The 23,836-nt window shown below is 70.2% G+C and carries 22 protein-coding genes; 10 read left to right on the top strand and 12 right to left on the bottom strand.

The genetic code is table 11. From position 1 onward, the window contains the following. Positions 1-13: 13 nt before the first annotated feature. Both VKQ35_RS12305 and VKQ35_RS12300 read right to left on the bottom strand, forming a co-directional pair. Positions 14-1,819 (bottom strand): FAD-binding oxidoreductase, encoded by a 1,806-nt coding sequence (locus tag VKQ35_RS12305; protein WP_324361975.1) that lies wholly within the window; start codon positions 1,817-1,819, stop codon positions 14-16. Positions 1,820-1,982: 163 nt separating this feature from the next. Beyond that, positions 1,983-3,224: a metal-dependent hydrolase family protein gene (locus tag VKQ35_RS12300; protein WP_324361973.1), complete on the bottom strand. Its 1,242-nt coding sequence runs from the start codon at positions 3,222-3,224 to the stop codon at positions 1,983-1,985. A gap of 86 nt (positions 3,225-3,310) precedes the next feature. Between VKQ35_RS12300 and VKQ35_RS12295 the strand changes: the two genes are divergently transcribed. Continuing rightward, a complete protein-coding gene (locus tag VKQ35_RS12295) occupies positions 3,311-3,688 on the top strand; it encodes an MmcQ/YjbR family DNA-binding protein (RefSeq protein WP_324361971.1) in 378 nt (125 codons plus the stop codon). A 369-nt stretch (positions 3,689-4,057) separates the two neighbouring features. Next, positions 4,058-4,801, top strand: a complete 744-nt coding sequence (locus VKQ35_RS12290) for a class I SAM-dependent methyltransferase (RefSeq protein ID WP_324361969.1) — start codon at positions 4,058-4,060, stop codon at positions 4,799-4,801. A gap of 66 nt (positions 4,802-4,867) precedes the next feature. Here the strand turns inward: VKQ35_RS12290 and VKQ35_RS12285 are convergent, their stop codons facing one another. From VKQ35_RS12285 to VKQ35_RS12270, 4 genes are all read right to left on the bottom strand, one after another. Next, positions 4,868-6,895, bottom strand: a complete 2,028-nt coding sequence (locus tag VKQ35_RS12285; RefSeq protein WP_324361967.1) for a hypothetical protein — start codon at positions 6,893-6,895, stop codon at positions 4,868-4,870. 123 nt (positions 6,896-7,018) lie between these two features. Continuing rightward, on the bottom strand, positions 7,019-7,651 hold the full coding sequence (locus VKQ35_RS12280; protein WP_324361965.1) for an ankyrin repeat domain-containing protein: 633 nt from the start codon (positions 7,649-7,651) through the stop codon (positions 7,019-7,021). 61 nt (positions 7,652-7,712) lie between these two features. Next, positions 7,713-9,845, bottom strand: coding sequence for a hybrid sensor histidine kinase/response regulator (locus tag VKQ35_RS12275; protein WP_324361963.1), 2,133 nt, complete (start codon positions 9,843-9,845; stop codon positions 7,713-7,715). Between the two features lie 88 nt (positions 9,846-9,933). Further along, on the bottom strand, positions 9,934-11,061 hold the full coding sequence (locus tag VKQ35_RS12270) for a response regulator (protein ID WP_324361961.1): 1,128 nt from the start codon (positions 11,059-11,061) through the stop codon (positions 9,934-9,936). A 154-nt stretch (positions 11,062-11,215) separates the two neighbouring features. On the opposite strand from VKQ35_RS12270, the gene queC reads away from it, so the two are divergent. From queC to VKQ35_RS12255, 3 genes are read left to right on the top strand one after another with little or no spacing between them, the layout of a single operon-like run. Then, positions 11,216-12,013 (top strand): 7-cyano-7-deazaguanine synthase QueC, encoded by a 798-nt coding sequence (gene queC, locus VKQ35_RS12265; protein WP_324361959.1) that lies wholly within the window; start codon positions 11,216-11,218, stop codon positions 12,011-12,013. Further along, complete coding sequence (queE, locus tag VKQ35_RS12260) at positions 12,010-12,642, top strand: 7-carboxy-7-deazaguanine synthase (protein WP_324361957.1); 633 nt, start codon at positions 12,010-12,012, stop codon at positions 12,640-12,642. The genes queC and queE overlap by 4 nt, the downstream gene beginning before the upstream one ends. A gap of 49 nt (positions 12,643-12,691) precedes the next feature. Next, positions 12,692-13,066 carry a 6-carboxytetrahydropterin synthase gene (locus VKQ35_RS12255; RefSeq protein ID WP_324361955.1) on the top strand — a complete coding sequence of 125 codons (375 nt, stop codon included), beginning with the start codon at positions 12,692-12,694 and terminating at the stop codon, positions 13,064-13,066. Positions 13,067-13,070: 4 nt separating this feature from the next. Here the strand turns inward: VKQ35_RS12255 and VKQ35_RS12250 are convergent, their stop codons facing one another. From VKQ35_RS12250 to VKQ35_RS12230, 5 genes are all read right to left on the bottom strand, one after another. After that, entirely contained in the window at positions 13,071-13,289 is a 219-nt protein-coding gene (locus tag VKQ35_RS12250) for a hypothetical protein (protein ID WP_324361954.1), read from the bottom strand. Between the two features lie 63 nt (positions 13,290-13,352). After that, positions 13,353-13,868, bottom strand: a complete 516-nt coding sequence (locus tag VKQ35_RS12245) for a response regulator (RefSeq protein WP_324361952.1) — start codon at positions 13,866-13,868, stop codon at positions 13,353-13,355. A 215-nt stretch (positions 13,869-14,083) separates the two neighbouring features. Next, positions 14,084-15,175: a chorismate synthase gene (gene aroC / locus VKQ35_RS12240; RefSeq protein ID WP_324361950.1), complete on the bottom strand. Its 1,092-nt coding sequence runs from the start codon at positions 15,173-15,175 to the stop codon at positions 14,084-14,086. A gap of 50 nt (positions 15,176-15,225) precedes the next feature. Then, entirely contained in the window at positions 15,226-16,314 is a 1,089-nt protein-coding gene (locus VKQ35_RS12235) for a hypothetical protein (protein ID WP_324361948.1), read from the bottom strand. Positions 16,315-16,384: 70 nt separating this feature from the next. Next, a complete protein-coding gene (locus VKQ35_RS12230) occupies positions 16,385-17,083 on the bottom strand; it encodes a DnaJ domain-containing protein (protein ID WP_324361946.1) in 699 nt (232 codons plus the stop codon). Between the two features lie 101 nt (positions 17,084-17,184). On the opposite strand from VKQ35_RS12230, the gene VKQ35_RS12225 reads away from it, so the two are divergent. After that, complete coding sequence (locus VKQ35_RS12225; protein WP_324361944.1) at positions 17,185-18,039, top strand: tetratricopeptide repeat protein; 855 nt, start codon at positions 17,185-17,187, stop codon at positions 18,037-18,039. On the opposite strand, the gene VKQ35_RS12220 is transcribed toward VKQ35_RS12225, so the two are convergent. Next, complete coding sequence (locus tag VKQ35_RS12220) at positions 18,036-18,752, bottom strand: hypothetical protein (RefSeq protein WP_324361942.1); 717 nt, start codon at positions 18,750-18,752, stop codon at positions 18,036-18,038. The genes VKQ35_RS12225 and VKQ35_RS12220 overlap by 4 nt on opposite strands. Positions 18,753-18,836: 84 nt before the next feature. Here VKQ35_RS12220 and pdxH point away from each other — a divergent pair, with 84 nt between their 5' ends. The 4 genes from pdxH to VKQ35_RS12200 all read left to right on the top strand — a co-directional run. Then, positions 18,837-19,502, top strand: a complete 666-nt coding sequence (gene pdxH / locus VKQ35_RS12215; RefSeq protein ID WP_324361940.1) for a pyridoxamine 5'-phosphate oxidase — start codon at positions 18,837-18,839, stop codon at positions 19,500-19,502. Continuing rightward, positions 19,499-20,998 (top strand): AAA family ATPase, encoded by a 1,500-nt coding sequence (locus VKQ35_RS12210; protein ID WP_324361938.1) that lies wholly within the window; start codon positions 19,499-19,501, stop codon positions 20,996-20,998. The genes pdxH and VKQ35_RS12210 overlap by 4 nt, the downstream gene beginning before the upstream one ends. Beyond that, positions 20,995-22,218: an MFS transporter gene (locus VKQ35_RS12205; protein WP_324361936.1), complete on the top strand. Its 1,224-nt coding sequence runs from the start codon at positions 20,995-20,997 to the stop codon at positions 22,216-22,218. Before VKQ35_RS12210 ends, VKQ35_RS12205 begins: the two co-directional genes overlap by 4 nt. Positions 22,219-22,303: 85 nt before the next feature. Then, the coding region (locus VKQ35_RS12200; RefSeq protein ID WP_324361934.1) for a long-chain-fatty-acid--CoA ligase at positions 22,304-23,836 on the top strand (1,533 nt) is incomplete at its 3' end.

Here is a 23,836-nt window from a genome sequence, read left to right as displayed (position 1 = left end):
GAGGTAGACGGCTTCACGCCTTGCGGGTGAAGCCGTCCTCGCTCCAGCCCTCGCAGCCGACGCTGTGGTGGACGAAGAACAGGCCGTCGGGGTCGTAGCGGCGTTTGACCTGTTTCAGGCGGGGGTAGTGTTCGCCCCAGAAGGCGGCCTGCCAGTCGGGCTCGAAATAGTCGGTTTCCGAGAGGTAGGAGGCGGGTTTGCCGGGCAGCGCCAGCAGCGGCGCCATGCCGGCCGCCACGCGCTTGGCGTCGAGGCGGCCGCGCGCGTCGTTCGGCTCGTGGCCCGCGATCCCCGGATAGGCCGGACCTTCGCCGGCGCCGGTGATGGCGAGCGCGAAGGCGTCGAGCACGGCGGGGTTCATCGCCGTGTCGCGGGTGCGGGCCAGCGCCAGGTCCGGCGCGCCGGCCAGGCCCTTGTTGCAGTGAAGCGAGACCCCGCCGGTCGCCGCGGCATGGATCAGGGCGTCGACCAGGGCGCCCTGGCGGCCCGGCTGCAGCAGGTCCTTCGGCAGCCACGCCGACTGGTAGGCGTGGATCACCTGGCCGACCTGGTCGCCGTCGCCGTCCCAGTGGAAATGCGACGCCGGCGCGCCGGGCCGGTCGTCCTTGCGGATCACGCCCGGGATGGCCCCGATGATGTCGGGGTTCCAGAACATCCGCGCCGGGATCGCCAGCACCTGCGGCTTGGGGAAGGCGTAGTCGTCGGGCCGGGCGGCCACCTCGTCGAAGAAGGGCTTCCAGACGGCCTGCGCCTCGGCCTGGCTGAGCCCTTGGAAGACCATGCTGACGCTCACCTGGCGGCGGAACTGGAAGCGGATCTGCTCGCCCCAGTGCGGGTTCAGGAGGCTCGTCCGATAGAAGGTCAGCAGCTTTTCGATCAGGGTCTTGAAGGCCTCGTCCGACTTGGCGGTGATGGTGGCGTTGACCGCGCCGAAGGTGGCCGGCAGGTCGTGGGTGCGCAGGGTCAGGCGGGTGACCACGCCGAAGGCGCCGCCGCCGCCCCCCTTCAGCGCCCAGAAGAGGTCGGGGTTCGTGCAGCCGTTGGCGATCCGCACCACGCCGTCGGCGGTGACCACTTCGGCCTCCAGCAGATTGGCCGCGCCGGTGCCGAAGCCCTTGGAGAAGCTGCCGAAACCACCGCCCTGCACGAGGCCCGCGACGCCCACGGTGGTGCAGCCGCCGCCCTGGACGTAGCGGCCGCCCTTGGTGGTGACCGCGTCATAGGCCTCGAGCCACAGGCACCCGGCGCCGACGCTGACCGCGTGCTCGGGGGCGACCTTGCCCTGGCAGCCTTGCGGCACAAAGGCGTCGTGCAGTTCGATCGCCTTCAGCTTCTTGGTCCAGATGAGCAGCGAATCCGGCGCGTTGGAGCCGCCCAGGTAGCTGTGGCCGCCGCCCTTCACGACCAGGCGCAGGTTGTGGCGACGCGCGAAGGTCACCGCGGCGGCGACGTCGGCGGCGCTTTCCGGGGACACCGCGTATTCGCTGGGCTTGGAGGTCCAGGCGTCCGTCCAGCCGAGCGTCTGGGTGAGCCCGGCCTCGTCGCCGATGAAGAAGGGGTTCTTCAGGCTCTTGAACAGCGCTTCGCAGGCGGCGGGATCGGGCGCCTTGGCGCAGGCGGTCAGCGGGGAAGAGACCTTGCTCAGCCGCCCGCCCACGGCGGTCTTGAGCGCCGCCCACTGGGTTGCGCTGGGCCAACCCGGATCGCCCGGGCGCACCCGCTTGCGCGCCGGGGCGGCGGCGAAGGCGGTGAGCGGGCCCGCGAAACCCGCCGCCAGCGGCAGGGCGGCGGCGCTCTTCAGGAGATGGCGTCTCAGCATGGCGGAAATCCTTGGCCGGTGTCGCCGACAGTGGTCCTCCCCTCCGCCGGCCTCCGCAACCATTCGGGGCCGAGCGGCGGGCCGGCCGGGACACGCGCCGCCAGCCCTGGGACAAGCGGCGGGATGGCGAGGCCGAGCGGAAAGGGCGCGGCCTGCCTGAGGGCTAAACCCCCTCGCGCCTGTGGAATTTTCCGCCCTGCAGGATCACCGGCAGGTTGGCGCCGCCGCGGCCCAGGCAGGCGATGTCTTCCAGGGGGTCGCCATCGACGGCGATGAGGTCGGCGGCGTAGCCCGGGGCGACGCGGCCGATGCGGTCCTGCATCTGCAGCAGCTCGGCGTTGATACTGGTGACCTGGCGCAGGATTTCGATGGGCGAGAAAACCTGGGCGCGGAGGCCGAACTCGCTCCCCTGGCGGTCCTGTTGGGAGCCCAGGAGGTCGGTGCCGAAGCCGACCTTGAGGTTGCTGCGGCGCATCACCTGCAGGCCTTGCAGGACACCGCCGGAGACCTGCTGCAGTTTCTCCTGGCTGGAGGGCGGCAGGCCAAGCTTCGCGCCGTCTTCCAGCAGCGCCCAGATGGTGGCCAGCGTGGGGACCACGAAGGCGTCGGCCGCGGCCACGGCGTCGGCGGCGTCCTGGTCGATCAGGGTGGCGTGCTCGATGGAGCGCACGCCCAGCTCGGCGCAGCGCTGGACGGCGCGGGGCGGGTGGCAGTGGGCCATGACATAGGCGCCGTGGCGGGCCGCCTCCTCGACGGCGGTCAGGATCTCGGCGTCGCTGAACTGCAGGCGGTCGACGGGGTCCGAGGGGCTGGCGACGCCGCCGGAGCCCATGATCTTGATCTGGTGGGCGCCCAGGCGCAGCTCCTCGCGCACCGCCTTGCGGACCTCGTCGGGGCTGTCGACCACGTGGGTGAAGCGCGCGCCGCCGCCCTCGCGCAGCTCGCAGGCGCAGGCGAACTCGCCGGCCCGGCGGAAGTCGCCGTGGCCGCCGGTCTGGGTCAGCATGCGCCCGGCCGGCAGCAGGCGCGGGCCGGGCGCCAGGCCATCGTGCAGCGCCTGGACGTAGGAGACGTCGGTCCCGCCGGCGTCGCGCACGGTGGTGAAGCCGCGGCCCAGCATCTGGGCCAACGAGCGGTAGGCGAAGGCGGCGAGATATTCGCTGCGCCGGGTGATCAGCTTCAGGACGTCGAGGTCGGTCGCCCAGATGTGCACGTGGGCGTCGATCAGGCCGGGCATCAGGGTGGCGCCGGCCAAGTCGACGGTCTGGCAGTCGGCGGGCGGCCTGATGGCCTTGTCCGAGAGGTCCTGGATGGTCCCGTCGGCGACCAGGACCTGGGCGCCCTTCAAGAGGTCGGGGCCATGGCCGTCGAACACCGCGGCGTTGGTGAAAAGGATGGCGGTCATGGTGCGCTCCCGGCTGGCTGCGGCCGGGCTGGACAGTGGCACGCGGGAGCCGGAGGATCGAGCCTGCGGCTGCGGCGAGGACGGCCATGACGTCGAAGAAGATCGAAGAGGCGCGGGCCGCAATTCTGGCCATGCCGGGCGCGGAGGGTTCGGTCCTGCCGTCCGCGCCGCGCGTCACGCTCTACAAGGTGATGGGGAAGATGTTCGCCATCCTGGAGGACGGGAAGACGCAAGGCGTGATCCTGAAGTGCGACCCGCACCTGGCCGAGGTGCTGCGCGAGCAGTACGCGAGCGTCGGCCACCGTTCGCACCTGGACCGGCGGTTCTGGATCTTCGTCGACCTGGGGCCGGGGTCCGATGTGCCGGCGGCGGAGACCGCGCGGCTGATCGGCCATTCCTACGACCTGGTCGCGGCCGGTCTGACCAAGAAGCAGAAGGCGGAACTGGCGGCCCTGGCGAGGTAGGAAGATGAGTCCACGAACCACACGAACCACACGAACGGGCTCGTCTTGATAGGCCCGCGCAGCGGGCAGACCTTTTTCAAACCGCTGAGAACGCAAAGACCGCAGAGGAGGGGATGATCGCGATAGCCGTGCTGCCAGCGCGGCCACTCCGCGGTCTTTGCGTTCTCCGCGGTTGAATTGACGGAGCCTCCGCTACGCGGAGCCGCAAGGCGCGAACCCGTTCGTGTGGTTCGTGGACAGATCTTGACGGCCGCGGACCCGCCATTCGTCGCGCGGCGGCGTTCGTCGGCCTCAAGGGGCTGGCGGCGGGGCGGCGGCGCGATGGCAGTCTGGGGACTTAAGACCCTGCGCCTTTCCGGAGCTGTCCCTATGAGATCCCTGGTCGTTCCCGCCCTGCTGGCCCTCTGCGTGGCCTCCGGCGCCGCCATGGCCGCCGCGCCGGCCTTTATCGCCCAGGCGCTTTCCGATCCGTCGCGGCCGAAAGCCGACGTCGAGGCCGACGCGATCCGCGACCCGGCCGACACGCTCGCCTTCGCCGGCGTGAAGCCCGGCATGACGGTGGCCGAGCTGTTCCCGGGCGGCGGCTATTTCACCCGGATGATCAGCGACGTCGTCGGGCCCAAGGGCAGGATCTACGGCATCGAGAACGCCGGCTGGAAAGGCGCGGCCAAGGCCGACCAGGAGATGATCGCCAGCCTGCCGCAGAAGAACGTCGAGTTGCAGGTCCAGCCGTTCGGCCAGATGGAGCTCGCCCAGCCTGTCGACCTCTTCTGGATCACCCAGAACTATCACGACCTGAAGATCGCCAAGTACGGGGCCGTCGACATGGCGGCCTTCAACAAACACGTGTTCCAGGTCCTCAAACCGGGCGGCGTCTACCTGGTGCTGGACCACCAGGCCAATCCGGGGACCACGCTGGAGCAGATCGCGGTGCTGCACCGGGTGGAGAAGGCCCAGGTGATCGCCGAGGTGACCGCCGCGGGCTTCAAGCTGGCCGGTGAGGGCAAGTTCCTCAACCGACCGGGCGACGACCACACCAAGCCGATCTTCGACAAGGCCATCCAGGGCAAGACCGACCAGTACGCGCTGAAGTTCGTCAAGCCGAAGGGGTAGCGCCCAAGAAAAAGGCCCGGCGCCTTTCGGGGCCGGGCCTCGTTCAGGTCGACATGGGCCGGCGGCTTACCTGCCGGCGGTCGGGGCCGGGGCGACGCCAGGGGCGGCCTGGGCTTCCTGGCGACGCTTGCCGCCCATCATCTTCATCGCTGCGGCCAGCTCATCCTTGTCGATGACGCCGTCGTGGTTCTTGTCCAGCGCATCGAAGTTCTTGAGCAGGTTGGCGCCGATCTGGCTCTCCGGCTTCAGCTCGCTCTTCTCGATCTTGCCGTCGATGTTGGAGTCCAGCATCCCCATCAGGGCGCCGGCGCCCATCTCCTCGTCGTAGTTCACGAGGTGCTTCGAGGTCTCGTCCATCCAGCGGTAGCGGATGCGGGTGAAGAACATCTCTTCCCAGGACTGGTCGCCCCAGACCACGGTCTTGGTCGGGTCCGGGTTGTGCGGGTTCGACTTCGAGTTGTCGTAGACGTAGTGGGCGATCAGCTTCGAGCCCGCCGGCACCTTGACCGGCTCGGCGAAGTTGTAGTGGCCCTGCCAGCCGAAGTCGTAGCGCGGGAGCGTCAGGAGCAGCTTCTTCTTGCCGTCCGGATACTGGATCCAGAGGTCCGAGGAGGTCGCGCGGTAGTGGGCGTGCGGGAAGGCTGAATAGAGGAGCGCGTCCTTCGGGAACTCCATATAGGCGACTTCCTGGTGATGCCCGTCGCCCGGCGGCAGCACGATCGCGTTGTTCACGATCTGGTTGTTGTGCATGACGATGTCGGGGGTCTCACCGGGCTTGTAGAAGTAGAGCCCGATCTTGGAGTGGGTCACCGTCTCCTTGCCGAACGGCGTGTAGTGGTTCTGGAAGCCGATGGCGCCGCCGCCCGGGATGTAGGTGCCGGCGTCATCCGGCGCGACTTCGCTCTCGGCGCCGACGGCGTAGCTGCCGACCGAGGCGCCCCAGCGGTTTTCGAAGGCCTGCTGGCCCTCCTTCGGGGCGTCGGCCATGAAGCCGGTGAGGATGTGGTGCACGGCCTGGCGGGAATCGACCTTGATCGTCGAGGCCTTCAGCCAGCGGCCTTCGGTCAGCGGGTTCTTGACCCACGGGTGCTGGTAGTCGACCACGCCGCTGGCGGGGATGGTGTAGGCGGGCACGTCCAGCACCACGTCGGGCTTGCCGAGCGGCCATTCGACGGCGACCAGGTGCTTGACGTCCAGCGGGTCCTTGCCCTCGCCGCGCGGCGCGCCCTGGTCGATCCAGTGGATCAGGGTCTTGGTCTCCTCCGGCGTCAGGCGGCGGTCGTTGGAGAACTTGCCGACGTGCGGGTCGGCGTGGAACGGCGGCATCCGGTCGGTGCGGATCACATCGCGGATCATCGGCGAGAAGCCCTTGGCCATCTCGTAGCTGGTCATGGCGAAGGGACCGATGCCGCCCTGTTCGTGACAGGCCACGCACTTGGCTTCCAGGATCGGGGCCACGTCCTTGACGTAGGTGATCTGGGTCTTCGACGCGCGGGCCGGGAAGTCGATGGCGGCGCCGTTACCAGCCGCCGAGGCGACGGTGACGGACTGGCCGGCGGTCACGGCGTCCAGCGCCTTGCCGGCGTTGGCCAGGCTGCCGCGCCAAGCGACTTTCCAGGTCTTCGGGTCGATGACGATGACTTCGGCCGAGCGGGTGACGCCCAGGCTCTCGCCGACCAGCTGGTAGCTGTCCATCAGCACCGGGGTGTCGTAGCCGGCCTTGGCGCTTTCGGCGAGGATCGCCTCGCGGCTGTCCTTGAGGTTGGAGTTCAGCATCCAGAACTCGACGCCCTTGCCGGCGTAGGCGGCCTTGAGCGCCTTCAGCGCCGGGGCCTCGCCGCGGATCACCGCGTCGCCGTTGGACTGGGTCACCAGCACCACGGCCTTGTTCTCGGCGTGGCGGTAGAGCTCGTGGGCCTCGAAGTTGGCGTCCACCAGCAGGAAGTTGCCGACGGTGGTCGACGAGGCCATGGATTCAGTCGCCGACGCCGTGTGCGCCGAGTTGAGCGCATTCGCAGCCGGGCCGGTGGAGCAGCCGTAGACCAGGAGGGCGCTGACCGCCGCTCCGAACACCTGGGCCTTCAAGAACGTCATCGGAGTCCCCCTAGGGTCAATCTTGTCGCTGCTTACATACCCGTTAGAGGCCGCGAACAACAGCGGCGGATGCACGCAGCGCAAACATTGTTTCGCGAGCGAGGCGTTTGGGTGACGCTGGCGTCATCGAACGGAGTCGCCGGGGGCGGCGAGGCGGCGCAGGATCTCCGCCTGCTGGGCCTTCGCCGCCGGCGAACCCGAACCGCCGCGGCCGGTCTGCCAGCTGGCCAGCTGCAGGGGCGTCGAGCCCTTGCCGTTGGGCTTCAGCGGATCGGCGCCGCCGGCCAGCAGGGCCGCGACGGCGGCCGCGCAGCGGGTGCGGATGGCGCGATGCAGCGGGGTCACGCCGTTCATGTCGGCGGCGTTCGGATCGGCGCCGGCTTCGATCAACAGGGTCACGACCCTGGCCTGCGCGGCCGGGTTCCAGGTCGGCGCGCCCGGGGTTCCGTCGGCCGCGTAGTGCAGGGCCGTGGCGCCACGGCGATTGCGCGCCTGGGAGTCCGCGCCAAGGGCCAGCAGCCGCCGGGCGATCTCGACGCGCCAGCCGGCGGCGGCGATGTGGAGCGCGCTGTCGCCCCGGTAGATGTAGTGGCCGATCGTCGGCAGCATCCAGGCCTTCGCCTCGGCCCGCGTCGCGCCGGTCTCGATCTGCGCGCGCGCCAGGCCGGGGTCGGCGGCGAGCATCGCGGCGACGGCCGCGTCCTGGTTCTCGTCGATCGCCCACATCAGGGCGCGAAGCGGCGGCTCGCCGGTCATCTCTGGGCGCCTTCCCATCCCGATGGAGGACCTGAAAGCTAAGCCCTACGCGCGTGCGCTGCTAGGCGGACGCGGCCCGCTCGCTCTCGGCGACCCCGGGAGAGGTCCAGTGGTCGAGGGCGGCCAGCAGCTGCGGCAGGTTGATCGGCTTGCCCAGGTGGTCGTCCATGCCGGCCTCCCGGCAGCGGGCGACCTGTTCGGGGAGGACATTGGCGGTCATGGCGATGATCGGAGTGGCCGCGGCGGCGCGGTCGGCCAGGTCGCGGATGCGCCGCGTGGCGGTCAGGCCGTCCATCACCGGCATCTGCATGTCCATCAGGATCACGTCGTAGCGCCCGGCGGCGACCGCCTCGACCGCTTCGGCGCCGTCGCAGGCGGTGTCGATCTCGATGGGGAAGGGGCTCAGGAGGATGGTGATCAGCTCGCGGTTGACGGCGTTGTCCTCGACCACCAGGCAGCGGATCGGCCGATCGAGGGCGGCGCCGCGCGCCTCCGGCTCGACGTCCAGGGCGTCGTCCGCGGTGGTCGGCAGATCGACCTCGAGCCAGAAGGTCGAGCCCTTGCCGACGACGCTGTCCACGCCGATGCGACCGCCCATGGCCTCGACGATCTGCTTGGAGATCGCCAGGCCAAGGCCGGTGCCGCCGAACTGCCGCGAGACCGAGGCGTCGGCCTGGGTGAAGCGGTTGAACAGGGCGGCGATGTGCGCCTCGTCGATGCCGATGCCGGTGTCGGTCACCGCGATCCGCATGTGGCAGCGGTCGTCCTGCACGCGCCCCGAAAGCTCGATCGTGACCCCGCCTTCGCGGGTGAACTTGATGGCGTTGGAGAGGAAGTTCAGCAGCACCTGGCGGAAGCGCGGCGCGTCGCCGATCAAGAGCGGCGCGGGGTCGGGCGCGTCGATGCGCAGGTCAAGCGCCAGCCCTTTGCCGGCCGCCTGTTCGGCGACGATTTCGGCGGCCGAGCGCACGGTCGCGGCCGGGTCGAACGGCGCCGGGTCGAGCTCGAAGGCGCCGGCCTCCAGCTTGGAGAAGTCGAGCACGTCGCCGACCACGCCCAGCAGGGTCTGGCTGGCGTCGTGGATCAGGCCGGCATGGCGCGCGTCCTGGCCGGTGAGCGTCTTGGACTGGCGCAAGACGCCGGCGAAGCCGTGGATGGCGGTGAGCGGCGTGCGCAGCTCGTGGGTCATGTTGGCCAGGAAGTCGGTCTTGGCCGCCGCCGCGGCCTCGGAGCGGGCGAGCGCGTCCTTCAGCTCGGCCTCGAGCGCCTTGCGGTGGCCGACGTCGCGCGAGACGGCGAGCAGGCGCCCTGAACCGTCGTTGAGGCGGGTGAAGGTGGTCTCGGCCCAGATGAAGGAGCCGTCCTTGCAGAAAACCCGGTAGTCGAGGGTCTTGGGGCCGGTCTCCTGCGTCACCGAGGCGATGAAGGCCTGCACCATGTTGGTGTCGTCGGGGTGCATGTATTTGTAGTTGGGCGTCGCCATCAGCTCGCCCGGCGCGAAGCCCAGGATGCGCTCGATGGAGGGCGAGACGTAGAGGCGCTTGCCGTCCGGCGAGGCCAGCGAGATGACGTCGGTGACGTTGTCGGCGAGCAGGCGATAGCTCTGCTCGCTCTCCCGCAGGTCTTGGGTGGCCTGCTCGTAGCGGCTGCGCGCGGCCATGGTCTGGCGCGCGCCGGTGACGGCGAAGGCGACGCTGGCGACGAGCAGGAACCAGACGGGCCAGGGGGAGCCGACCGCGGCGTTGTGGACGGCAAGCGGGGTGGTCAGCATGGCGGCGGCCGGGATCACGCCCGCCAGCACGTAGCCGGCGCGGGACTGGTAGGCGTAGACCTGGGCGAAGCCCATGAGCGCCAGCCAGATGGCGACGCCGCAGACCGCGCCCGCCGCCGAACCGGTGCGCCAAAACAGCACGCCCAGCAGCACCCAGCCGAAGACGCCGGCCACCAGGCAGGCGACATGCCGCAGGCGGGCGGCCGGCTTGATGGGGACGCCGCGCGCCTGGTCGCCGGTGATGAACCAGCTGATGAGATCGACCCCGCCAACCAGCACGGCCCATGCCACGCAGGCCGGCCATGGCAGGAAGGCCAGCGCGATCAGGCCGACCGCGACCGTCGCCGCCAGGCGCGGACCCGCGGAGGCGTGGGCGCCGGCGGCCATCTCGTCGAGACCGTGATCGAGGACGTCCAAGGCCATAGAAACCCCCTTGCCGGGCGATCATCGCAGGCGAGGATTAATTCCGGATAAGTAAGCCGATGGATTGCGGCCCAGCCGGTGGGCGAGGTCAGGCCGCCGCGGCGGCCGAGCCAGCCGGGTCTTCGGTCGTGTTTTCGCCGAGCGCGGCCTGCAGGGCGGCCAGCAGGTGTTCCGGCTTCATGGGCTTTTCGACCACCCCGTTCATGCCGGCGGCGAGGTAGCCCTCGGCGTCCTCCGGCTCGGCGTTGGCGGTCAGCGCGATGATCGGCACCTGGCTGTGGGGCCCGCCCATGGCGCGGATGGCGCGGGTGGCGGCGACGCCGTCCATCACCGGCATCTTGATGTCCATCAGGATCAGGTCGAAGCGGCCGCCGCGGGCGGCTTCCACCGCCTCGGCGCCGTCGTTGGCGCTCTCGCAGGTGCAGTCGAACATTTCGCACAGCGCCTGGGCGACCATGCGGTTGGTGGCGTTGTCGTCGACCACCAGCACGTGGGCCGAACGCTCGGCCTCCTGCGGCTCCTCGGCCGGCGTCTCCGAGGCGATCGGCAGCAGGACGTCGAAGATCACGGTTTCCGAGCCGCCGCCGGCGCCCTCGTTGCGCAGCGTGCCGCCCAGGCCGTCGACGATCTGGCGGGCGAGCATCACGCCGATGGCGACTTCCAGGCCAAAACGCGCCTCGACGTCGCGGACGCGGGCCTCCAGGTCCTGGGATTCCCAGGCGGGATCGCGGGCGCCGCGGACGCGGCCTTCCAGGCGGACGCCCTCGGGAGTGACGATGGTGCGGACGCTGGCCTCGACGGCGCCGCGGCGCATGCTGGCCACGGCCTCGCCGATGAAGCCGCCGAACACCTGCAGCAGGCGGTCGCGGTCGCCGAGCGCGCAGGCGTCGGGATCGCCGTCGTAGGAGACCAGGAGGGTGACGCCGCTCATCTTCGCGGCCGGCTGCCAGCGGGCGTGCACCTCGTCCACCAGCTCGCGCAGGCGCAGCGGCGCGGGCTCAAGGGTCAGGCCGTCCATGGTGACTTTTCGCAGGTCGACCGCGGCTTCCAGCATGCGGCGCACGCCGTCGGCCATTTCCGCCGCGCTGGACGCGCAGGACTGTGCGTCCGCGGTCAGACGCTGACGCGCGAGCTGATCGGTCAGCGCGAGGATGCCCTCCATCTGCTGAAAGATCTCGGCGGTGACGCGGTCGAAGAAAAACGTTTGCAGAGACATGAACAGCCGGAGGTTGCGGAACGCGACGACGGCGCACCATGGCGCCAAGCGCTTGCGGAGAGGTTAAGTGACAGCGGTGACATAGCGATCGGGGCGCGCGATCTTCCGATCCGGCCATCTTTCGCTCAAGAGGGGGATCGCGCATATGGGGGCGATGAACGACCCCAAGACCGAGCGGGGCGCAGGCGCGCTGGTGCTGTTCTCGGGCGGGCAGGACTCCAGCGTCTGCCTGGCCTGGGCGCTTGAGCGCTACAGCCACGTGGAGACCGTGGGGTTCGACTACGGCCAGCGCCATGCCGTGGAGCTGGAGGCCCGCGTGGCGGTGCGCGCCGCGGTCGCGCAGCGTTTCCCGAGCTGGGCGCCCCGGCTCGGCGACGACCACATGATGGATATCTCCAGTTTCGGGGCGGTGGCGGAGTCAGCGCTCACCGCCGACCGGGCCATCGAGATGACCGCCAAGGGCCTGCCGTCGACCTTCGTGCCGGGCCGCAACCTGGTGTTCTTCGTCTATGCCGCGGCGCTGGCCGACCGGCGGGGGTTGCAAGCCCTGGTTGGCGGCATGTGCGAGACCGATTTCTCCGGCTATCCGGACTGCCGGCGCGACACGCTGGACGCCATGCAGACAGCGCTGAACCTGGGGATGGCGCAGGACTTCGTCATCGAGACGCCCTTGATGACCATCACCAAAGCCGAGACCTGGGCGCTGGCCAAGGGCCTGGGCGGCGAGGCGCTGGTGGAGCTGATCGTGGCTGAGAGCCACACCTGTTACCTCGGCGAGCGCGAGACCCTGCACCCCTGGGGCTATGGCTGCGGGACCTGCCCGGCCTGCGAACTGCGGGCCCGCGGCTGGCAAGGCTGGGTCGCCGAAGATCGTCCCCTCCTTCGCCAAGGCTTCGGAGGGCAAGCAGCGCCACCTGTCCTTCAAAGCTCCGCGAGGAGCGAAGAAGGATGAGCTACTCGGTGAAGGAGATCTTCCTGACCCTGCAGGGCGAGGGCGGCCAGGCGGGACGGCCGGCGGTGTTCTGCCGCTTCGCCGGCTGCAACCTTTGGTCGGGACGCGAGCAGGACCGGGCGCAGGCGGTCTGCAATTTCTGCGACACCGATTTCGTCGGGATGGACGGCCCAGGCGGCGGCCGGTTCGCCGACGCCGAGGCGCTGGCCGATGCGGTCGAGGCGGCCTGGGAAGGTGGGGCGGAGAACCGGCTGGTGGTGCTGACCGGCGGCGAGCCCCTGCTGCAATTGGACGAGCCGCTGATCGCGGCCCTGCACGGGCGGGGCTTTTCCCTGGCGCTGGAGACCAACGGGACGCTGCCGGCGCCCAGCGGCGTCGACTGGATCTGCGTCAGCCCCAAGGCGCAGGCGAGCGTGGTGCAGACCACGGGGCAAGAACTGAAGCTGGTCTATCCGCAACCGGGCGTCGACCCGGCGCGGTTCGAGGACCTCAAGTTCGAGCGCTTCCTGCTGCAGCCGATGGACGGGCCCAGACGGGCGGAGAACACCAAGGCGGCCATCGCCTATTGCCTAGCGCACCCCCGCTGGCGTTTAAGCGTCCAGACGCACAAGTACCTTGGCATCGCCTGAGAACCGGGTATTGGGGCGCGCCTCCCGCCAGATTGCCGCGCTAGACGAGATGAGTTCCAGGATTTTCGAGATCACCAAGGCCGCGACCTTCGACGCGGCGCACCACCTGCCGGCCAATCCGGGCGGCGGACCCTACACGCGCCTGCACGGCCATTCGTTCAAGGTCGAGGCGACCGTGCGCGGCGAGGAACAGGGGGCGGTCGGCTGGGTCGCCGACCTGGGCGAGCTCGACCGGGTGTTGCGCGCCGCGGCGGGCGAGCTGGACCACGGGATGCTGAATGAGAAGCCGGGCCTTGAAAGCCCGACGCTGGAGCATCTGTGCCTGTGGTTCGCCGAGCGGTTGAAGGCCGACTTCCCGGGCCTGTCGCGGATCGTGGTGTCCCGCCCGACCGTGGGCGAAAGCTGCGCACTGAACCTGGGCTAGCGCCCTAGCTGCCGCCCTTGTCGTCCTTCTTGCCGCCGGTGACGACGTCGCCGACGCCGTGGGCGACCGCGCCAACGCCCTTGGCGGTGACGCCGATGGCGGTCCCGGTGACGGCGACGGCCGCACCGCCGACCGCGCCGGCCGCGCCGAGCACGAGGCAGCCGGAGAGCATCAGGCCGCAGGCGGCGAGGGCTGTGGCGGTGGTCAAGGTCTTGAAGGTCATCTTGGCTGGTTTCCCCGGCGAGGCCGCCAGCATGCCCGCGAAAGACTTACGAAAGAAGCCGCTTCAGAGCTCCTTGAATGCGGCCTTTCGCCCTTGCTTGTCGCCTTCGCGGCGGAAGGGGCCCGGGAAGTTGGGGTCGTTGCGGCGGCGCCGGTCGGGGCCGAAGTAGGCCTCGGTCTTCACATAGGACCTGGGATGCTCGACGATCTGGGTGATCCGCTCGACCACGCCGCGGGCGGTGAGCGGCTTGGCCAGGAACTCGTTGACCCCGGCGTTCCGCGCCTCGTTGACGCGGGCCATGGTGGAATGGCCGGTGACCATGATCACCGGGCACATCTGGTTGGGGCTGTCGGGGGAGCGGCGCAGCAGGCGCACGAAGTCGATGCCGTCCAGGGGCTGCATCGAGAGGTCGGTGATGATGATGTCGATGCTGTGGCCCTTCATCATCTTCAGGGCCTGGGCGCCGTCGCTGGCCTCGTAGATATGGCGCACGCCGACGGCCTTCAGAATCTCGGCCAACATCACCCGCATGTGGCGGTTGTCATCGACGATCAGGATTTTCAGAAGGTCGTAACGCACAGGCGTTCCAGGTCCAATTGAGCCGACGGCCAGCGCCGCTCTCAGAGTTCGAGGCCGCAGGGTGCGGGTGATTACGTTGGGGAAATACTAACGGTCAACGACAATCTCGGCTGTTTTGTCGCCAGCCTAAGTCCCTGTAGGCATTCGAATATCAGGTATGCATACAGCGCGTGTGGATGTCAGCGCTGTCATCCAACCGCAGGTCGTCGGCAGGCCTAGGCGCCGCCGGTCTGGCCCCTGTGGCGCAGATAGGCGTCGGCGAGCACGCAGGCGACCATGGCCTCGACCACCGGCACGGCGCGGATGCCGACGCAGGGGTCGTGGCGGCCCTTGGTGCGCAGCTCGATCTCCTCGCCGGCCTCGTTGATCGAGCGGCGCGGGGTGAGGATCGAGGAGGTGGGCTTGAAAGCCACGCGCGCGGTGACCGGCTGGCCGGTGGAGATACCGCCCAGGATGCCGCCGGCGGAATTGGACAGGAACGTCGGGCCGTCATTGCCGGCTCGCATCTCGTCGGCGTTCTCCTCGCCGGTCAGCGCCGCGGCGGCGAAGCCGGCGCCGATCTCGACCCCCTTGGCGGCGTTGATCGACATCAGGGCCGCGGCGAGTTCGGCGTCCAGCTTGCCGTAGATCGGCGCGCCCCAGCCGGCTGGGGCGCCCACCGCCTCGACCGCGACGATGGCGCCGGTCGAGGAACCCGCCTTGCGGATCTTTTCCAGGTGCTCTTCCCAGGCCGGGACCATGTCGGGGTCAGGGCACCAGAAGGGATTGCTCTCAGTCTGGCTGAAGTCGATGCGGTCGGGGGCGACCGCGTGCGGGCCGATCTGCACGACCGCGCCCCGGATCGCGACCCCCGGGATGATCAGCCGCGCGATGGCGCCCGCCGCCACGCGGGCGGCGGTCTCGCGGGCCGACTGGCGACCGCCGCCGCGGTAGTCGCGCACGCCGTACTTGGCCCAATAGCTGTAGTCGGCGTGGCCGGGGCGGAAGGCGGTGGCGATCTCGGAATAGTCGCGGCTGCGCTGGTCGACGTTCTCGATGATCATCGAGATCGGCGTGCCGGTGGTGACCTGGTCTGGGCGGCGCTCGTCGGAGAAGACGCCGGAGAGGATCTTCACCGCGTCCGGCTCTTGGCGCTGGGTGACGAACTTGCCCTGCCCCGGCCGGCGCTTTTCCAGCCACTGCTGGACGTGGGCCTCGGTGAGCCTGATCCCGGGCGGGCAGCCGTCGACCACGCAGCCGAGCGCCGGCCCGTGGCTCTCGCCCCAGGTGGTCACGCGGAAGAGGTGGCCGAACGTATTGTGCGACATGGCCGGGCTTGTAGCGGCTTCGGCTGTCGCCTCCAACCTAGGCCCGATCGCTACGGCGGCCCCATCGTCTTGCCGAAGAAGATCAGCGCCTGTTGCAGGGCCGCGAAGTGGGTCGGTCCCTGGGGGACCTGCAGGCTCATGCACAAGGGGATTTGGCGCCGCGCGGCCCCCGGCCCGCAGGCGGCGAGCCAGTCATAGTGGCCGACCCCGGGCAGACCCTTGATCTGCGCCCGCGGGATCAGCCGCGCGGCCACGCTGCCGTTGGTGTGCGGCGGGGCGACCTGATCGGCCTCGCCCAGGACGATGGAAACCGGGATGTTCATGGCCTGCAGGCTGGCCGGATCGAACGCCTGGACGATGGCCGGCGCCATGACGAAGACGCCCCGCACGCCGCGGATCGAGTGATCGCCATCGGCCTGGGCGACTTCGCCCGCCAGCTCCGGCGAGGCGTAGGCCGCCTGGGCCTCGTCGAGGGTGAAGGCGAGCTCCTGCTGCGGCTTGCAGACGCCGTCCTCGGGGTGAGCCTTGCAGAAGTCGATGAAGTGCTTGAGGTCGACCCGCGCGCCGCCGGCCGCGAGCGCGGTGAAGCCGCCGGCGGAAAAGCCCGCGACGCCCAGGCGCTTCAGGTCCATGTGCGGGCTGATTTCCGGGTCGTTGGCGACCTTGTCCAGCGCAGCCTGCAGGTCGCCCGGCCGGTCCCAGAACAGGATCGCGCCCGGCAGGGTCAGCTTGTCGAGGCCATTGTTCCCCGGATGCTCGACAGCGACGACCACATAGCCCTGCTGGGCCATGACCGTACCGAACCAGCCCATGATCCGCGCCGTCCCGCCGAAGCCGTGGGAGAACAGGATCACCGGCCGCCGCCTCGTGTCGGCGAAAGGCGCGTCAGGTGCGGCGGCGCCCACATAGAACTCCGGCTGGGCCGCCGGCCCGAGGTCCAGCGACTTCTCCTCCGACCCGCCGGCGGCCGGATACCAGACGGTGACCCGCACCTGCGGCTTGTGGTCGGCGTCGCGCAGGGCGGCGGTGGGGTTGATGGCGGTGAGGTGGCGCTCGCCGACCGGATAGTCCTCGGCCCGCGCGGCTGTGGCGAGGGAGAGCGCGGTTACGGCGCAGGCCAGGAGGGTCGAAAGGCGCATTGGCGGTCCTTGGGAGGAATCGTCGCCGGACCCTAGGCGAGCGGCTGGCGCGGCGCCGCTTAAATCGAATTTAGGCGGCCCAGGCGGCGGCGAAGCGGCGGAGCAGGGTGCGGGCGGCGGAGTCGGCCTGACCGGCCTTGGCCGGGGCGAGACGCAGGAAGAGGTGGCCTTGCCGGTGGCGGCCGCGGGCGGGCAGGCCCTGGCCCTGCAGGCGGACGAGCTTGCGCTCGGCGGCCTTCCTGGTCAGCCAGACCACGCGGCGGCCGAGCGGGGTCTCGACGGCGACGCGGCCGCCCTCGGTCAGCAGGCGCGGGGCGACGCTGGCGGTGATCCACAGGTCGTCGCCGCGCACCAGCATCTCCGGCGAGCCGGTCAGCACCACGGCGAGCTCGGAGGCGCCGACCCGGACGGTGTCGCCGCCGCGCAGGCCCGGCGGCAGCTTCACCCGCACATGGCGCCCGTCGCCCAGGACGTGGTCGGCGGACCCCCCGCGCAAGGCGATCAGCGGATCGATGCGCAGTTCCGTCGGCTCCGGCGGGCGCGGCGCGGGCGGCTGGATGATGCGGTCGGACCCGGTCTGGACGATCTGCAGGCGGTGATAGGCCTCGACCACCTGGCGGAACCGCTCGGCGCCGCCGCCGGCCCGGTCGGGGTGGGCGCGCTTGGCGGCCTCGCGGAAGGCGCGGCGCAGCTCGCTGGGCGAGAAGAACGGGCCGACGCCCAGCACCTCGCGCGCAGCCTTCAGGGAAATCTTGGTGTCGGACGCCATCGGCGCGGACAGTCGCCGCGACATGGTCAATGGGCGGTTAAACTGGGGCAGGTTAAGCCCAGCGACCTAGGCCTGGGGCCGGATCGGGTTAGGATCGCGCGATGTCGAAGGGTCCCTCAATCATCTCGCAACGGCCGGGCGCGATCGGCGAGGCGCTGGAACAGGCGAACCTGGCGCTGTTGGCGCGGCGGCTCGACGAGGCGGCGCGGCTGGCGGCCGTCGTCCTGCAGGCCGACCCGGACAATGTCGCGGCCGGCGAAATCCAGGGCACGGCGCTCCTGCTGCAGGACCGTTCCGAAGACGCCATCGCGCCGCTGCAACGGGCGGCGGAGCGCAGCGGCGATCCCAACATCGAGACCCTGCTCGGCCGGGCGCTCTCCAATGTCGGGCGCCGCGAGGAGGCCCTGAACGCGCTTAGGCAAGCCACGAGGCGTCAGCCGCCCTATCCTCAGGCCTTCCTGGAACTGGGCGATCAGCTGAGCGCCGCGGGGCGGTTCGAGGAAGCCGCCGCGGCCTTTACCGAAGGCTGCGCGCTCAATCCGGACGCGCTCGTGCTGCGCGTCGGCCTGGCTTACCTGCATCTCAAGTGCAACGACCGCCGCCTCGCGCGCGGCGAGTTCGAGGCGTTACGCGCCGCGGCGCCGGAGCGCTATGACGCGCTGATCGGCCTCGCCTGGGTGCTGGCGGCGGACGGGGAATACGCCGCCGCGGCCGAGCTTTTCCGCCACGCGCTGGCGGCCCGGCCCGGCGACGCTGTGGTGCGGCTCGAACTCGCCAAATGCCTGCTCGAACTTGGCGAGCGCGCGGCCGGGGAGGCGGAGCTGCGGGCCGCGACCGGCGGCGACCCGGGCAACGCCGGCCCGGCGCTGCTGGCGCTCACCGCCACGCCGCACGGCCGCTTCTTCCTGCGGCCCAGCGCGGCGATGGCGTTCCTGGGGCTGGACGCGAGCGCCTAGGCCCTGAACCACCGCCGGTAGACGCCTTTTTCGCGGGCGATGGTGGCCATCAGGCCGTGGGCCCGCTGAGCGTCCTCCTCGGTGAAGACCTCGGTGCGCGCGGTCCAGGTCTCGCGCTTCACCGGGAAGCACTGGGCGATCGGGGTGCCCTTGGGGAGCACGCCGCTGAAGGTCTCGTCGTGCCAGTGGGCCGGGAAATGGATCCAGCCCTCGTGGTAGCGGTCGCTGTCGACCAGGCCGCTCAGCGTCGTGAACGGCAGGTCGAAGCGGTTGACCGGATGGGTGAACATCAGCGCGTAGCCGTCCGGCGCCTGGATCGTCCAAAGATTGTGGAACTTGATCAGGAAGCGGTCGTCGAGGGCCAGCGGCGTGCCGGTGGCCTGAGCGGCGTCATGGAAGGCGATGGGCGAGCGCACGAAGCTGACCGCCCCGCCCGGCGGCAGGTCCTCGTCCCAGCTGAATTCGCCGTTTTCGACCCGCAGGTCGCAGATCAGCGGGATCAGGAAACCGGTGGTCATGGCGTCGACGAACGGCGGGCAGCGCTTGACGGTGTCGTCGTCCTCGCCGGCCATGGGGCTGAACGCCTGCTGCGGCATGGTCTTCAGCCAGTCGGGCAGGCCCTGCGCGGCCGGGACGGGCGGCGGCAGCCAGCCCTCCAGCTCCGCGGGACAGCGGAAGGTGAGCGTTTGGGCGGGATGATCCGGTTGCGCCATCGCAGGCCTGCGCTCCTCTCACCGGCGCGAAACGCCGGCGCCCACCCATAGCGACCCCCGGAAGCGCGGGCTATATGCCCTGCGATGACCGACAAGACGCTGATCCCGCCGTCGCCTTCCGAGGACGACTACGTCGCCCAGGTGGCGGCCGCCGAACCGTTGCCGCAACTGAGCGAGGCCGATCCGTTCGCCCTGTTCAACGCGTGGCTGACCGAGGCGCTCGCCAAGGAGCCCAACGACGCCAACGCCATGTCGCTGGCGACGGTCGATGCGGCGGGGATGCCGGACGTTCGCATGGTGCTCTTGAAGGACGCCGATCGGCGCGGCTTCGTGTTCTATTCGCACCTCGGCAGCGCCAAGGGCCAGGAGCTCAGCGCGAACCCGAAGGCGGCGCTGCTGTTCCACTGGAAGTCGCTGCGCCGCCAGGTGCGGGTGCGGGGCGCCGTGAGCCCGGTGACGCCGGAAGAGGCCGACGCCTACTGGGCCACCCGCGCGAGACCGGCGCAGCTCGGCGCCTGGGCGTCGGAGCAATCGCGGCCGCTGCCCGACCGCCTGGCCTTCGAGAAGAAGATCGCCGAGTTCGGCCTGAAGTTCGGCCTGGGCAAGGTTCCGCGCCCGCCGCACTGGTCGGGCTGGCGGGTCGAGCCGCAGGTCATCGAGTTCTGGCGCGACCGGCCATTCCGGCTGCACGAGCGGCTGCAGTTCGTGCGCAGCGGTGAGGGTTGGACCACCAGCCGGCTGTTCCCTTGAGCAAGGGGCAAGAAGCCGAGATCACCGCCTGGCTCGCGACCCAGTCCGAACGGTCCATCGACACCGCCTGCGCGCATGTCTTCCTGGCCGGCGAGGTGGCCTGGAAGCTCAAGCGCAACGTCGACCTGGGCTATGTGGATTTCTCCACCCGCGAGAAGCGCAAGTGGGCGCTGGACCGCGAGCTGGCGTTCAACCGGACCGCGGCGCCGGACATCTACCGCGCCGTGCGGACCATCACCCGCGAGGCGGACGGAAGCCTCGCCTGGGACGGCGCCGGCAAGGCGCTGGAATATGCGCTGGAGATGCGCCGCTTCGACGATGGCGCGGTGCTGTCGGCGGACCCCAGCGTCATCGACGGCGAGATGGCGGAAGCCTTGGGCCGGACGATCGCCGGTTTCCACGCGGCGGCGACGCTGCGCCCCAATGGGGGCTTGAGCGCCCTGGAATGGACGATCAATTCCAACGCCGGCCTGCTGCGCGACCTCAAAGGCCAGCTGGGCGCCGAGCGCGTCGAGACCATGGTCGAGATGACCTTCGCCGAGCTGGCGCGCCAGCGGCCGCTGCTGGCGGCGCGGACGCGAGCCGGGTTCGCGCGGCGCTGCCACGGCGACCTGCACCTGGCCAACATCCTGATCGAGAACGGCGAGCCGGTGCTGTTCGACTGCATCGAGTTCAACGACCTCCTGAGCGACCTGGATATCCAGTACGACCTGGCGTTCCTGCTGATGGACCTGGACTTCCGCGGCCGGCGCGACGCCGGCGTGCGGGTGCTGTCGGCCTATATGGACCAGGCGGCGCGAAGCTTTTCGGCCATGCTCTGGGAGGGGCTGGCGGCGCTGCCGCTGATGCTCGCGGTGCGGGCAGGGGTGCGGGCGCACGTCTCGATGCACGCCGGCGATGTGGCGCTCTCCAAGGCCTATGTGGACGCCGCCATCGCCCACCTGTCGCCGCCCGGACCGGTGCTGGCCGCGGTCGGCGGGTTTTCGGGGACCGGCAAGACCAGTTTCGCCCGCGCCGTGGCGCCGGGGCTCGGCCGCTCGCCAGGCGCCCTGGTGCTGCGGACCGACGAGGTGCGCAAGCGGCTGGCGGGCGCGGGGCCGGTCGATCGGCTGGCGCGGGAAATCTACACGCCCGAGTTCTACCAGCGCGTCTACGACACCCTGTTCGAGACCGCGCGCGCCGCTTTGCAGGCGGGCCAGGCGGTGGTGCTGGACGCGACCTTCACCGAGCCGGCCACGCGGGCCCGCGCCGAGGCCCTGGCCGCCGAATGCGGCGTGGCGTTCCATGGCGTATGGCTCGATGCGCCGCTGGCCGTGCTGGAGGCCCGGGTCGTGGCTCGCACGGGCGACGCCTCGGACGCCACGGTCGAGGTGTTGCGCGACCAGGTCCGCCGGCATGGCGAGCAGGACGTGGGCTGGACGCCGGTGGACGCGACGGCGGCGACCACGCTCACCGGCGCGGCGGCGCAGGCCTGGGTGCGGGATGTGACCCGTTGAGCGCTTTGAAGAATGAACGCGAGGCCGCGCCGGGCCTCGACGGGACGGTGTTCCGCATCATCCTGGCGATCGGCTTCTGCCACCTGCTGAACGACATGATGCAGTCGCTGCTGCCGGCGATCTATCCCAACCTGAAGATCAGCCTGGGCCTGACGTTCGGCGAGATCGGCCTGGTGACGCTGGCCTATCAGCTCACCGCCTCGATCCTGCAGCCGGTGGTGGGGTTCGTCGCCGACCGGCGGCCGACGCCGTTGGCGCTGCCGGGCGGGACGCTGTTCTCGCTGGCGGGTCTGGCCGTGCTCTCGACGGCGCACAGTTATGGGCTGGTGTTGTTTGGCGCGGCGCTGTTGGGACTGGGGTCATCGGTGTTCCATCCGGAGTCCTCGCGGGTGGCGCGGATGGCGTCGGGCGGCCGGCCGGGCCTGGCGCAATCGATGTTCCAGGTGGGCGGCAATCTGGGCTCGGCGCTGGGGCCGCTGGCCGCCGCGGTGGTGGTGGTGCGCTGGGGGCAGTCGAGCCTGGCCTTCTTCGCGCTCCTGGCGCTGCTCTCCTGCGCGGTGCTGTGGAACGTCGCGAGCTGGTACCGGCACCATGGCCTCGCGCGGCAGGCGGCCGGCGCCAAGCGGGCCGGCGCCGCGCCGCTTCCGACCGGCAAGGCGCGGCTCGGCATCGCCATCCTGCTGGCGTTGATCTTCTCGAAGTACGTCTACCTGGCGAGCCTGACGAGCTACTTCACCTTCTATCTGATCCACCGGTTCGGGGTGTCGGTGCAGACCGCCCAGGTGCACCTCTTCGTCTTCCTGGCCTCGGTGGCGGCGGGCACCTTGCTGGGCGGGCCGGTGGGCGACCGCGTGGGCCGGAAATATGTCATCTGGGCCTCGATCCTGGGCGTGCTGCCGCTGACGCTCATGCTGCCGCACGCGAGCCTGTTCTGGACGGGGCCGTTGAGCGTCGCCATCGGCCTGCTGCTGGCCTCGGCCTTCCCGGCCATCGTGGTGTTCGCCCAGGAGCTGATGCCCGGCCGGGTCGGGATGATCTCGGGCCTGTTCTTCGGCTTCTCGTTCGGCATGGGCGGTCTGGGCGCCGCGGTGCTGGGCCGCGTGGCCGACGCCCAGGGTATCGACACGGTCTATGCGATCTGCGCGTACCTGCCGGCCATCGGCCTGCTCGCCGGCTTCCTGCCGAACCTGCCGCGGGCAAATGCCGCCAAGCATAGCTGAGGCTGCCCGCCGCGTTGCGTCTGATCGCTGATAACACTAGCGTCCGCCCTGACCGGGAATTCGAGACCGGCGGGAGGAAGACGATATGCACGGGCTGATGCAGGACTGGCCGCTGACGGTCGACAAGATCCTGGACCACGCCAAGAACTGGCACGGCGACCGCGAGATCGTCAGCCGCTCGGTGGAAGGACCCATCGTGCGGTCGACCTACGCCGAGGTGCATCGGCGCGCCAAGCAGCTGTCGAACGCGCTGAAGGGCCTGGGCGTGAAGCCCGGCGACCGGGTCGCGACGCTGGCCTGGAACACCGGCCGCCACATCGAGGCCTGGTACGCGATCATGGGCATGGGCGCGGTCTGCCACACGCTCAACCCGCGGCTGTTCGCCGAGCAGCTCTGCTACATCATCAACCACGCCGAAGATAAGATCATCTTCACCGACCTGACCTTCCTGCCGGTCCTGGCGGAACACCGCGCGCAGATGCCGACGGTGAAGAAGGTCGTGGTGTTCACCGACGAGGCGCACCTGGACCCCGCAGTCTATCCGGGCGCCATCGCCTACGAGACCCTGGTGGCGAGCGGCTCGCCCGACTTCGTCTGGGGCGACTTCGACGAAAACACCGCGTCCTCGCTCTGCTACACCTCGGGCACGACGGGCAATCCCAAGGGCGTGCTCTATTCGCACCGCTCGAACTTCCTGCACACCCTGGTGACGCTGGGCGTCGACGTCATGTGCCTGTCGGCGCGGGACACCGTCCTGCCGGTGGTGCCCATGTTCCACGCCAACGCCTGGGGCCTGACGTTCTCCTGCGCGGCGGCCGGCTGCAAGCTGGTGATGCCGGGCCAGAAGCTCGACGGGGCGTCGGTCTACGAACTGCTGGAGACCGAGGGCGTGACCTTCTCGGCGGCGGTGCCGACCGTGTGGCTGGGCCTCTTGAACCACATGCGCGAGAACAGGCTCAGCCTGTCGACGCTGAAGCGCGTGGTGATCGGCGGCTCTGCGGTGCCCGAAGCCATCGTGCGCGGCTTCCGCGACGAGTTCGGCGTCGACGTGACCCACGCCTGGGGCATGACCGAGATGTCGCCGATGGGGACGCTGTCCTCGCCCAACGCGCGGATCGCGGCGACCGACCCGGAGACCCAGCTGCGGTACAAGCTGAAGCAGGGCCGCCCGCCCATCGGTGTCGAGATCAAGCTGGAGGACGACGCGAACCAGCGCCTGCCGCACGACGGGCACACCTTCGGCCGCCTGATGGTCAAGGGCCCGTTCATCGCCGGCGGCTACTTCAAGGGCGACGGCGGCAATATCCTCGACGACGAGGGCTTCTTCGACACCGGCGACGTCGCGACGCTGGACGAGGACGGCTACATGCAGATCACCGACCGGGCGAAGGACGTCATCAAGTCCGGCGGCGAGTGGATCTCCACCATCGAGATCGAGAACATCGCGGTGGGCCACGAGAAGGCCGAACTGGCCGCGGTGATCGGGGCGGCGCACCCCAAGTGGGACGAGCGGCCGGTGCTGCTGGTCAAGCTGATGCCGGGCGTGCAGTCCTCGAAGGAGGAGTTCCTGGCCTTCCTGGAGGGCAAGATCGCCAAGTGGTGGACGCCCGACGACGTG

This window comes from Phenylobacterium sp., from assembly GCF_035309685.1.
Lineage (GTDB): Bacteria > Pseudomonadota > Alphaproteobacteria > Caulobacterales > Caulobacteraceae > Phenylobacterium.
This window is presented reverse-complemented; position numbering and strand designations above follow the sequence as displayed.